The 11,490-nt window shown below is 44.5% G+C and carries 13 protein-coding genes; 3 read left to right on the top strand and 10 right to left on the bottom strand.

The window, feature by feature from the left end:
- Positions 1-15: 15 nt before the first annotated feature.
- Positions 16-285: a hypothetical protein gene (locus tag MHO32_RS21870; RefSeq protein WP_239213925.1), complete on the bottom strand. Its 270-nt coding sequence runs from the start codon at positions 283-285 to the stop codon at positions 16-18.
- A 190-nt stretch (positions 286-475) separates the two neighbouring features.
- Between MHO32_RS21870 and mnmA the strand changes: the two genes are divergently transcribed.
- From mnmA to purB, 3 genes are all read left to right on the top strand, one after another.
- The gene (gene mnmA, locus MHO32_RS21865) at positions 476-1,618 is read left to right on the top strand and encodes a tRNA 2-thiouridine(34) synthase MnmA (RefSeq protein WP_005450776.1); all 1,143 of its coding nucleotides are present in this window, start codon (positions 476-478) and stop codon (positions 1,616-1,618) included.
- A 10-nt stretch (positions 1,619-1,628) separates the two neighbouring features.
- A complete protein-coding gene (gene hflD / locus MHO32_RS21860; RefSeq protein ID WP_005450778.1) occupies positions 1,629-2,246 on the top strand; it encodes a high frequency lysogenization protein HflD in 618 nt (205 codons plus the stop codon).
- Positions 2,247-2,399: 153 nt separating this feature from the next.
- Positions 2,400-3,770, top strand: coding sequence for an adenylosuccinate lyase (gene purB / locus MHO32_RS21855; protein WP_005378198.1), 1,371 nt, complete (start codon positions 2,400-2,402; stop codon positions 3,768-3,770).
- Positions 3,771-3,943: 173 nt separating this feature from the next.
- Here the strand turns inward: purB and MHO32_RS21850 are convergent, their stop codons facing one another.
- The 9 genes from MHO32_RS21850 to htpX form a co-directional block, all read right to left on the bottom strand.
- Positions 3,944-4,462: a DUF3833 domain-containing protein gene (locus MHO32_RS21850; protein WP_005450780.1), complete on the bottom strand. Its 519-nt coding sequence runs from the start codon at positions 4,460-4,462 to the stop codon at positions 3,944-3,946.
- Positions 4,463-4,476: 14 nt separating this feature from the next.
- Positions 4,477-5,070 (bottom strand): chalcone isomerase family protein, encoded by a 594-nt coding sequence (locus tag MHO32_RS21845; RefSeq protein WP_239213922.1) that lies wholly within the window; start codon positions 5,068-5,070, stop codon positions 4,477-4,479.
- Positions 5,030-5,542, bottom strand: coding sequence for a DUF2878 domain-containing protein (locus MHO32_RS21840; RefSeq protein ID WP_239213920.1), 513 nt, complete (start codon positions 5,540-5,542; stop codon positions 5,030-5,032). Before MHO32_RS21840 ends, MHO32_RS21845 begins: the two co-directional genes overlap by 41 nt.
- A 6-nt stretch (positions 5,543-5,548) precedes the next feature.
- Positions 5,549-6,805, bottom strand: coding sequence for an SAM-dependent methyltransferase (locus tag MHO32_RS21835; protein ID WP_050908586.1), 1,257 nt, complete (start codon positions 6,803-6,805; stop codon positions 5,549-5,551).
- A complete protein-coding gene (locus MHO32_RS21830) occupies positions 6,799-7,620 on the bottom strand; it encodes a DUF1365 domain-containing protein (protein ID WP_005450784.1) in 822 nt (273 codons plus the stop codon). The genes MHO32_RS21835 and MHO32_RS21830 overlap by 7 nt, the downstream gene beginning before the upstream one ends.
- 1 nt (position 7,621) lies before the next feature.
- Positions 7,622-8,932: an NAD(P)/FAD-dependent oxidoreductase gene (locus tag MHO32_RS21825; RefSeq protein WP_239213917.1), complete on the bottom strand. Its 1,311-nt coding sequence runs from the start codon at positions 8,930-8,932 to the stop codon at positions 7,622-7,624.
- A gap of 12 nt (positions 8,933-8,944) precedes the next feature.
- Entirely contained in the window at positions 8,945-9,670 is a 726-nt protein-coding gene (locus tag MHO32_RS21820; RefSeq protein ID WP_239213914.1) for an SDR family oxidoreductase, read from the bottom strand.
- Positions 9,667-10,086: a nuclear transport factor 2 family protein gene (locus tag MHO32_RS21815; RefSeq protein ID WP_005450787.1), complete on the bottom strand. Its 420-nt coding sequence runs from the start codon at positions 10,084-10,086 to the stop codon at positions 9,667-9,669. Before MHO32_RS21815 ends, MHO32_RS21820 begins: the two co-directional genes overlap by 4 nt.
- A 228-nt stretch (positions 10,087-10,314) precedes the next feature.
- Positions 10,315-11,184: a protease HtpX gene (htpX, locus tag MHO32_RS21810; RefSeq protein ID WP_005450788.1), complete on the bottom strand. Its 870-nt coding sequence runs from the start codon at positions 11,182-11,184 to the stop codon at positions 10,315-10,317.
- Between the last annotated feature and the right edge of the window lie 306 nt (positions 11,185-11,490).

Raw genomic sequence — 11,490 nt, 5'->3', positions numbered from 1 at the left:
TTTCTTTCAATCGCCCTATTCGCCTTCCATGAAACCAAGATCTGGCAGTTGTTCGAGGTGTTCACTGTAACGCTTAGGGTCGAACTCCCCACCGTTCTTCATTACGTCAAAAATCTCAATAGACATAGCACACGCCATCATCGCCACCGCATCTTCACGTGGTGTGCCTGTCATCATTAGACGCATCAGCGTTTCTTTCACCTTAAGTGGATTACCATCTTCAAGTTGATTTTCAACAATTTCAATCAACTCAGCTTCTTGCATAAATTGGTTTTCTTCAGTCATTTGATTTTTCCTCTTGGATTTTTGCCAACTATGCCATATATAACCCTTCTATACTTATCGAATTTAATACTCACGTTCGCATTTGGATAAATTTAAGCCAAAATCGAAGTGTGATTTCGATCTCGGATCTGTCACCGGTCAGTGGATTCTGGTAGAATCTGCGTCCCGTTAATTTTAGTGGTGTTTAGTAATGTCTGATAACAGCCAAAAGAAAGTCATCGTCGGTATGTCCGGCGGCGTTGATTCATCTGTTTCTGCGTATCTTCTAAAGCAACAAGGCTACCAAGTAGAAGGCCTGTTCATGAAGAACTGGGAAGAAGATGACAACGAAGAATATTGTACAGCAGCAGAAGATCTTGCTGATGCGCAAGCAGTATGTGACAAGCTAGGCATCCACCTACACACTATCAACTTTGCTGCTGAATACTGGGATAATGTATTTGAATACTTCCTTGCGGAATACAAAGCAGGTCGTACACCAAACCCAGACATTCTTTGTAACAAAGAAATCAAATTCAAAGCATTTCTAGAATTTGCGGATGAAGTGCTTGATGCAGATTACATCGCAATGGGTCACTACGTACGCCGCTCTTTCCCAGAAGACGCTTTACCTGGGGAAGAACAGGAAAAACCACAAATGCTACGTGGTCTAGATGGCAACAAAGACCAGAGCTACTTCCTATACACATTAAGCCACGAGCAGATTGCACGTAGCCTATTCCCTGTTGGTGATTTAGAGAAGCCAGAAGTGCGCCGTATCGCAGAAGAGCAAGACCTGATCACAGCGAAGAAGAAAGATTCTACCGGAATCTGTTTCATCGGTGAACGTAAGTTTACGGAATTCCTAGGTCGTTACCTTCCTGCTCAACCGGGTAATATCGAAACGCCAGAAGGCGAAGTGATCGGTCAGCATCAAGGTTTGATGTACCACACATTAGGTCAACGCAAAGGTCTTCATATCGGTGGTCGTAAAGGCGGTGGCGGTAACGAAGACCCATGGTTTGTTGGTGAGAAAGATCTAGAACGTAACGTTTTGATTGCGGTTCAAGGTAAAGACCACCCAATGCTGAAATCAGAAGGTCTACTTGCATCACAACTTCACTGGGTAGATCGTGAGCCAATTCGCGATGTTATGAAGTGCACAGTGAAAACTCGTTACCGTCAGGAAGATATTCCTTGTACAATCATCCCTATCGATGATGAAAACATTAAAGTGATCTTTGACGAGCCACAAATTGCTGTAACGCCAGGTCAATCAGCCGTGTTCTATAAAGATGACGTGTGCCTTGGTGGCGGCATCATCGAGCAACGCATTAAATATTCTCAAGCTTAGGAGTCGTTACGTGGCGAATACACTTTATGACCGTACTATCGCTTTTGCAGGTATCTGCCAAGCTGTTGCTTTGGTTCAACAGGTAGCGAGAGACGGACATTGTGATCAAGATGCCTTTGAAACGTCAATTAACGCCATTTTGAATACTAGCCCAGCCAACACCATCGGTGTTTTCGGTCGCGAAGCCGACCTTAAGCTGGGTCTTGAATGCTTGGTGAAAGGGATTGATAGCACCCCATCTGGAAGTGAAGTCACTCGCTACATCATCAGCCTAATGGCATTAGAGCGCAAGCTATCGGGTCGTAACGATGCAATGTCACAACTTGGTGACCGCATTCAAATGGCTCAGCGTCAAACGGAACATTTTGAATTGCTAGATGATCAAATGATCAGCAACCTAGCGAGCATTTACTTGGATGTAGTCAGCCCTATTGGTCCTCGTATTCAAGTAACTGGTACTCCATCTGTACTGCAACAAACCGCTAACCAGCACAAAGTTCGTGCGTTGTTGTTATCGGGTATTCGTAGCGCAGTACTCTGGCGTCAAGTTGGCGGTAAACGTCGCCACCTGATCTTCGGACGCAAGAAGATGGTAGAGCAAGCACAAATCCTTCTTGCTCGAATGTAATAAGGTATCAAGTAAGCAGCTCGCGTTTATCGCGAGCTCATTTTTTTCGATCAAAACAAATCTCGCGCAAACGTTTGCGCAATATTCGTGACAATTGCCACAGTTATTGGTATAAAGCTCACGAAATTTAGAAACCCAATTCAGGAGAACATCATGGAACTGTCAGCATTGACTGCTGTTTCACCAGTAGACGGCCGTTACGGAAGCAAGACAATTGCGTTACGCGAAATTTTCAGTGAATACGGTCTACTAAAGTACCGTACTATCGTTGAAATCCGCTGGCTACAAAAGCTTGCTGCTACTGCTGAAATTGCAGAAGTGCCAGCGTTTAGCGCAGAAGCAAACCAATTCCTAGACGACCTTGCTGCAAACTTCTCTGAAGAAGATGCACGCCGAATCAAAGAGATCGAGCGTACAACTAACCACGACGTTAAAGCGGTTGAGTACTTCCTAAAAGAGAAAGTAGCAGACGTTCCTGAACTGCACGCAGTAAACGAGTTCTTCCACTTTGCATGTACTTCTGAAGACATCAACAACACTTCACACGCTCTTATGCTTAAAGAAGCGCGTGAGAACGTGATTCTTCCAGAAATCCGTAACCTAATCGACGCTATCAAAGCGCTAGCAGTGGAATACCGCGACATTCCTCTTCTATCTCGTACACACGGTCAGCCAGCTTCTCCATCAACAATGGGTAAAGAAATGGCAAACGTGGCGTACCGTATGGAGCGTCAATTCAAACAAATCGAAAACGTTGAGATCCTAGCGAAAATCAACGGTGCAGTAGGTAACTACAACGCACACCTTTCTGCTTACCCAGAGCTAGATTGGCACAAGTTCTCTGAAGAGTTCATCACAGAGTCTCTAGGCGTAACTTGGAACCCTTACACAACTCAGATCGAACCGCACGATTACATCGCTGAACTGTTCGACGCTATCGCTCGTTTCAACACTATCCTGATTGACTTCGACCGTGACGTTTGGGGTTACATCGCACTAGGTCACTTCAAGCAAAAAACCATTGCTGGTGAGATTGGCTCTTCAACAATGCCTCACAAAGTTAACCCAATCGACTTTGAAAACTCAGAAGGTAACCTAGGTCTTGCGAACGCTGTATTCGGTCACCTAGCACAGAAACTACCTATCTCTCGTTGGCAACGTGACCTAACTGACTCAACAGTTCTACGTAACCTTGGTGTTGGTGTTGGCTACGCAATTATCGCTTACACTTCTACGCTTAAAGGCATCAGCAAGCTAGAAGTAAACCGCGAAGCACTTCTTGCTGAACTAGACAAGAACTGGGAAGTACTGGCAGAACCAGTACAAACAGTAATGCGTCGTTACGGCATCGAGAAGCCTTACGAGAAACTAAAAGAACTGACTCGTGGTAAGCGTGTAGATGGTGAAGCAATGCGTAACTTCATCGACGGTCTTGAGCTTCCTGAGCACGAGAAAGCGCGACTTAAAGAGATGACACCAGCGAACTACATCGGTCAAGCAATTGAGTTGACAGACAAGCTGTAAGAGAATCGAATAATAAAGAGGGTTGACGTGAAAGCGTCAACCCTTTCTTTATTTTAGGGGAACGAACTGCAACCTATGCAGCGCAGTGATTCGGAATAATGGATAAGGCTCTATTAATGAAGCGAAGCGTTCTCGAATCTCGAAGACCAGCATTACCAGCATTACCAGCAATTTTATTGCCTCTGAAAAAACAGAGTAATCGTCCCTACTTCGATCCCAAACTTCTTGATCTTAGTAAGATTAAACACGTGCATTTCGTCTTGGCGGTAGAGCCAGTCATCAAATGAAACCGTGATAGTTGAATCATCCATTTTTAGCTCAAAATCGTACTGCCATTGCAGAGCGTTTCCTACCTCTTTGCCCGTAGCGACACCAATAATATCATCCGCTTTCCCCTGATAAGTACCGTCTGCAAGTTTGGTAATGACCCAGATTCGCTGGTCAAGTTCACCATCGTCAAAGACAAAGTCTTCCACCAGCGTTAACTCATTGCCTTCAACCGTTCCAACAATATCGACTTCAAAGCGGCGAGTTTGCTTCTCGGTGTAATCTTGAACCATCCCCCACGCTTTGACATCGCCTTCAAAGTAGCCAAATAGATCAAAAGCCGGTGAGGACGCCTGGTAATTATCTATGTCAGCCGAACATGCGCCGAGTAACGTTGCAGCAGCGACAACCGATGTTTTGATCATTCGTTTTATTATTTTCACTGCCTCACCTGCCCAATCAGTTGTTTACGAAGTTTGGGGAATTCCGTCTGTGGTGATAACCAAATTGAAAGAAAGGCATCATTGAGGCGCTCATCATTCACATAACCAACCGTCTGGTAAGGTTTACTGCCTGCTTGACGATAAATCAGTTGACCATTTTTACCATCGGTAAGGTAGGTAAGCTCATCGCCTTTCTTGATGTCAGGAAACATAGTGTTCAATTCAGAAATCCACTGCTGGCGATAAGCCTGAGTAAAACCCAGCTTTTGCCATTGTTCGTCGGTCACATCAAGTAGCTGGTCTCTACTGATATCGCGCTGATAGTTAATCTCGAGAGCAAATGGATGGGGAGAAATATCACCGGACACCATATATATGCCCTCAGGCGCTTTTAAGCGAGATTTATAGATATCAAACACGAACCAAGTGAGCTGCGCTTCGCCGACAGTTTGCCATTGCTGCCAATCGCTATTTGTTACTCCGTTTGTACTCGTCACACTTTGCGCTTGCAAAGGCACCGCACAGAATAGGGAGGCGACTATTACACTGCTAATCAGTTTCCGTTTCCAATTTATCTTCCAACTTTTCATTTCCGTACACCTTGAGTATCAATAGCATCATCAAACACCATTCAACGAACAAAATCGCTAGTGTCGCGCTAACGCTGAAACCAAACTCGACAGCCTCAAGCTTACAACCGGCAAAGTAGCTGGCTGTGCCTCCGAGACCACCTACTATTGATACGTAAATTTTGGGGAAACGGTGCAAAATTGACTTAAGTTGATAAGCGTACCAAGAGAACAGAACCCACAAACATGTGAGCCATAAGGGTAACCACGTGGTCGGAAATATAAAGACAGAAAATTGCTTATTGAGTGTGTCTAGCACCAAACCCACAAAGACAACCATTGCGATACGTTTGAGAGCGGAGGGCTCCACTCTCCAACAATGTACTATGGTCAGCAATGTAAGTATTAAGGTCAGCGACTGCCACTGATAGGTTCCAAGCACAGCTAAAAACCAGCATAGTTGGAACCAAGTTGACGCTAAAAACACTTTCATGACGAACTACGGGCGCTGAAACGTCATATGAACCGCACTGATCGTGCGAGCTAGAAACCCACCTTCACAGTAACTTAGATAGTATCGCCACATACGTACAAAGCGATCATCGTAACCAAACGCACGCACGTCATGCTCTGATTGATTAAAGCGGTGGTGCCATTCGTTAAGCGTCTTGGCGTAATCCAACCCAATATCAAACAAGTCTCGCGTCACCAGGTCACTGTGTTTAGTTGTTGCTTGGGTGAGTGACGTTACCGAAGGTAAAAAACCGCCAGGGAAAATGTATTTCTGAATGAAGTCGACATTGTTGCTGTAGTAATCGTAACGCTGATCGGCAATAGTAATCGCTTGGATAGCCATCAAACCACCCGACTTTAGCAGGGACTCACACTTCTTGATATAAGAAGGTAAAAATTGCTTACCCACGGCTTCTATCATCTCAATAGAAACAAGCTTGTCATAAGACCCCGTTAAGTTTCGGTAATCTTCTTTAAGCAAGGTGATTTTGTCGGTCAAACCACGCTCATTTATCTTCTGTTCAGCGTAGGCATACTGTTCTTCAGAAATGGTTGTCGTGGTCACTCGACAGCCATACTGCTCAGCCATATAAATCGCCATTGCGCCCCAACCGGTACCAATTTCAATGACATGGTCGCTAGATTTGAGCTCAAGTTGTTGACACAGGCGTTCCATCTTATTGATTTGCGCCTGCTCTAATGAGTCATCCACTTGGTTGTACAGGGCCGACGAGTACAGCATATTCGTATCAAGAAATGCTTCATACAAATTGTTGCCTAAATCGTAATGAGCGTGAATGTTTTTGCGCGAATTTTCTTGCGAATTGCGATTTGTCCAATGGCTCACCTTATATAACAGCCTCGTTATCCAGCTGCCCTGCTCTTCAAGCTTATCCAGCGCTCGCATGTTAAGCGCCATTAGCTTCATCAATGCTGTCAGATCTGGACTATCCCACCACCCATCCATATAGGCTTCACCCGCAGCGATACTGCCGCCCTGTAGAATTCGGGAGTAGAACCCCGGATGCTTAACTTCAATAGTTGCAGCAACGGGTTCTCCGTTATGCTCACCATTGGGTGTTGAAAAACGTTCGCTACGCTCAGTCGTTTCTGTCTTGAAGCTCTCAATGACCGTTAAGCATCCAATCTCCATCTTTTGCAGACACTGGAAAAGAACTCCACGGGCCGCTTTTTGCGTTGTTGTTAATTCACGCGGCATTGCGATAGAAGTTGTATTTAACATGCAGAGTTCTCCTTATGCTTATTATTTTTCTTGTCTTCACCCACATGGTTTGCTTCGCCCTTACTGGATTGAGCGTATTTTGGATGTGAGTAAAAAGGTGCGCCTTTAATCCACAATTTCAGTGCGTGCCAATAAATACCAACCATTACTTTTACCGTTTGAATCGGCGTAACGATCAAGCATTTCAACAAGGCATTACTTGAAAAGGGCTTGGCTTTCATAGCCATAGTCGCATCAAAATGTTTTTCGCCTTTATGGCATTCCAAATGAATATTCAGCTTGTCTGTTAAAGGTTTGATTTTCCATCGGTACAGTTGGTCGATTGGGTTGAAAGGAGAAACATGAAATGCTTTGTTCTGCTCCCACCCAAACTCTTCATCTTGCTCGTCCGCTGCTACCGCATAATAATGACGTTCATTCCAAGGTGTGTTGCTCACCTCTGCTAGAAGGTACTTCCATTCCCCTTCTTTGTTATAAACGTAGTAGAAATTGACCGGACTGAAATAGAGCCCTAGATAACGTAAGTGACAAACCGCTATCACTTTACCGGTCAAACGAACACCAGCTAGCGCTTCCAGTTTGTCTTGAACCGCAGATTTTACGCACCCTTTACCACCGATATAATCACTGCGCTTAAAACGTGCCCAATGCCACCATCGCGAACCAAAGCCCCATACTTTTTTCTCTAACGCTTCGAGCTCGTCCACGTCGATGGCTGGCATAAATAGTGAGTAATTCAACTCATGCTTTATAGGCGTAAAGCGACGGTGACGGACGTTACCTATAAATAATCTGCTGTTCATCTGACTATCCATATCATGCCGCGCCTTTTTCAAAAGGAACCACATTTTGCTCGCGGTACTTTTCTTCTAGCCCTTGAACAACATCGAGTGCGCTACGGACACCATCTTCATGGAAACCGTTGTACCAATAAGCACCGCAGAACCATGTGCCTTGTATACCTTGCACTTCGTCTTTACGTTGCTGTGCAGCGATAGACTCCGTCGTAAACACAGGGTGATGATAAGTGAATGAGCGTAGGATTTTGTTTGGGTCGATTTGTTCCGTACTGTTCAAAGTGACACAGAAAGTATGCTCAGACTGGACATGCTGAAGGATATTCATGTTGTAAGTAAGCGAAGGAAGTCGTTGCTGCTCATCTTCACTGCCTTCTAGCAGATAATTCCATGACGCCCACGCGGCCTTACGTTTTGGGAGTAAACGGGTGTCTGTATGCAGTACAACCTCGTTTGCTTGATAGGTCATATCCCCTAGAATTTCCTGCTCGGTTTGGCTGATATCTCCTAGCATTCTCATTGCTTGATCACTGTGACAAGCGAAGATAACGTCATCAAACCAATGTGTTTCTCCATGAACCTGAACACCTACGCCATTTTCAGTTCGGACAACTTTCTCTACAGGGCTGTTTAGACGAATATCATTGGCATAGCCTTTCGTTAGAGGCGTAATGTAAGAGCGAGAGCCACCTTTAACCACGTACCATTGTGGGCGATTTGTAATATCCAACAAACCGTGGTTGAGGAAGAAGCGTAAGAAAAACATAAGCGGGAATGCACGCATATCCGCTAGTGTCGACGACCAAATTGCAGCGCCCATCGGCAAGATGTAGTTGTCGGTAAAGAAAGCACTGAATTTGTGCTCATCCAGAAACGCTCCCAACGTCTGGTTATTAGTTAACTGTTCATTGGCAAAGCTTTTAGCCAGTTTGTTGAAGCGAAGGATTTCAAAAATAAAACGATAGAACTTTGGATTTGCCCAATTTCGTTTTTGAGCAAACAATGTCGATACAGTGTGTCCGTTGTATTCCAATCCATTACCATCGTTTCTGACGCTGAAGCTCATCTGAGTAGGAATGCCTTCAACGCCAATCTCATCCATCATTTCTATGAAGTTTGGGTATGTACGATCGTTGTATACGATAAACCCAGTGTCGATTGCATACTCTTTACCATCAAGACTGACATCAACAGTCGCCGTATGACCACCAACGTAATCATTCGCTTCAAACAACGTCACGTCATGTTCTTTATGTAAGTAATAGCCACATGTGAGACCAGATATCCCTGTACCTACGATGGCGATTTTTTTTCTTCCTGCCGTATTCATGATTCTTCCTTCTTATGATGCGAGTTTTGAGGTAAGCCGAGCTTGCCAGCTATACGGAAGCAACGAGATAAAACGCAGAACACCGGTGAATCTCGCCGGGAAATAAATATGGCTTTTGTTGGCATCCAACTGTTTTCGAATCGCAGCTGAAGCCTGATTGACAGAAACAATCATCGGCATGTCAAACGTGTTTTTGTCAGTAAGTGGCGTTTCGACAAAGCCAGGGAACACCGTCACCACTTTGATACCTTTCTTCTTCAAATCGACGGCTAGCGTACGTGCAAAGTAACTGACGGCTGCTTTTGAAGCGCCGTAGGCTTCAGCACGAGGCAATGCGACCTCTGACGCGATTGACCCGACAATTACGACGCGATGCCCACGTTCAAATTGCCCCTGACACGCTTCGACACAATTGGCCACACCAACGACGTTAACGTTCATAACACGCGCCATGAGTTGCGCATCAACAATGCCATCATTCATGTATTCACAGTCACCGGCATTGAAAATCCAAGTTTCAGGGATAAACGGCAGTTGAGAGAGAGCTTGAATTGTTTCGTCGTACTGAGTCACGTCGAAGCGTAAAGTCGACATGTTGGTTGAACCTTTTTCTAGCTCAGCCAATACAGCTTCGTTACGACCACATGCAATCACTTTCCAACCTTCATTGGCATAATCCAAGGCGAGCTGTTTGCCAATGCCTGAAGTTGCCCCGGTGATAAGTACTGAGCCACTCATTGCCCTAACCTCTGTTTAATGGTTTTGACGACAGAACCTAGGAGCGGTAGGTTCTCGTAGAGCATTTCACCCAAATCAAAATAATCACGATGGTAAATGACTTGCCCTTCACAAAACTTAAGGTGGGATACACCATTTACAGATATCGGCGCACCCTTTTGAAGCTTAGGATGTTGTAAATCCATCGTCCAAGTGAGAAACCCAGTTTCTCCGACTTGTTGATGGTCATGGATAACGAAGTCACAGCGAATGACATTGGTGTATAAGGACTGAAAGTAATCGGAAAGTGCAGGCCACCCTTCTAATCGATGGGCTGCATCTTCAAACACCACATCTCGGTGGTAAACCCCTTCAAGCAAATGCAAGTTTGCTTTACTCAACTTCTGATATATGTTGCCAACTGACTGAATGTCCATTCCTTTGCTCCTATACCACATCAAAAGTTGTACAAAAATATCATATGTACAAGATAGACTAATCATGAAAAGTTGTACAAAAATATTTTTGTATAACTTTGTTTCTGAACAGTGATACGTGATGAAGTACAGCAGAGATCAACAGACACAAAAAAAGGCTTGGTTAAAAAACCAAGCCTTTTCAAAATTTTAACTAGCAGTAAGTTGAACTGTTAGCTTACAACGTGATTAGTATTGTTGGCTACGTAGCGCTGCAATACGTTTATCTAACGGTGGGTGGCTCATTAGAAGTTCTGTCATCGAGCGCTTACCGTTAATACCAAATGCCATCATAGTGCCATCTAGTTGAGATTCGTGGCTCATCTTCAAGCGCTCTAGTGCTGCGATCATCTTCTCTTTACCGACTAATTGAGCAGCCCCGGCGTCTGCGTGGAATTCACGATGGCGGCTGTACCACATGGTTAAGAAACTTGCTAGGAACCCGAATACCAGTTCAAGTACCATAGATACACCAAAGTAAACCATCATGTTGGTACCTTGACCTTCCTCATCATCGTTAGAAGCAACAATATTTGCGATAAAGCGAGATAGGAAGATAACAAACGTATTCACCACGCCTTGCATTAGCGTCATCGTTACCATGTCACCATTAGCGATGTGGCTAACTTCGTGCGCCAATACCGCTTCTGCTTCATCACGGGTCATGTTGTGTAGCAGACCGGTAGAAACTGCAACCAATGAATCGTCGCGTTTTGCACCCGTTGCGAATGCGTTGATGTCCGCAGAATCATAAATTGCAACAGTTGGCATACCAATGCCAGCTTGCTGAGCTTGACGTCCAACCGTTTCAAGAAGCCAATGCTCTGTTTCGTTACGAGGACTTTCGATGACCATGCCACCCACAGAACGCAGTGCCATGCCCTTAGACATCATTAACGAAATAAATGCGCCACCAAAACCAAATACAGCAGCCATCACAAGTAGACCAGATAGACTGCCTGGTTGCATTCCAGTTACAGCGTAAACAATATTCAGAACAACACTAAGCACTAGCACAACAGCTAGGTTAGTTGCTAGGAATAACATAATTCGCTTCATTACTTTTCTCCGAGGAAGCTTATCGTTTTTTAAAACAGATGTTTTTTAAACGGATTATTATATGGAACAGGTTTTTATAAGTAACAGAACGCTTGAAAAGCTGATTCCGCTTAGTTTCGTGCTCCGTTGCGTTATAGATATAGTCTATCCGCGATAAAAACAAGGTTAAGCAATAAATTGCAACATTTGTTTTCGAGACTGAAATAATATACCCAAGTAACCTCGAGATGCTAGGTTCAGCGAGAATGACTTGGTTTGTAGACGCGGCGACGATTTAAAGATCTAGTCACTCTAAATCAAGAATCG

The organism is Vibrio sp. MMH1-50 (assembly GCF_022347645.1).
Classification (GTDB): domain Bacteria; phylum Pseudomonadota; class Gammaproteobacteria; order Enterobacterales; family Vibrionaceae; genus Vibrio; species Vibrio harveyi.
This window is presented reverse-complemented; position numbering and strand designations above follow the sequence as displayed.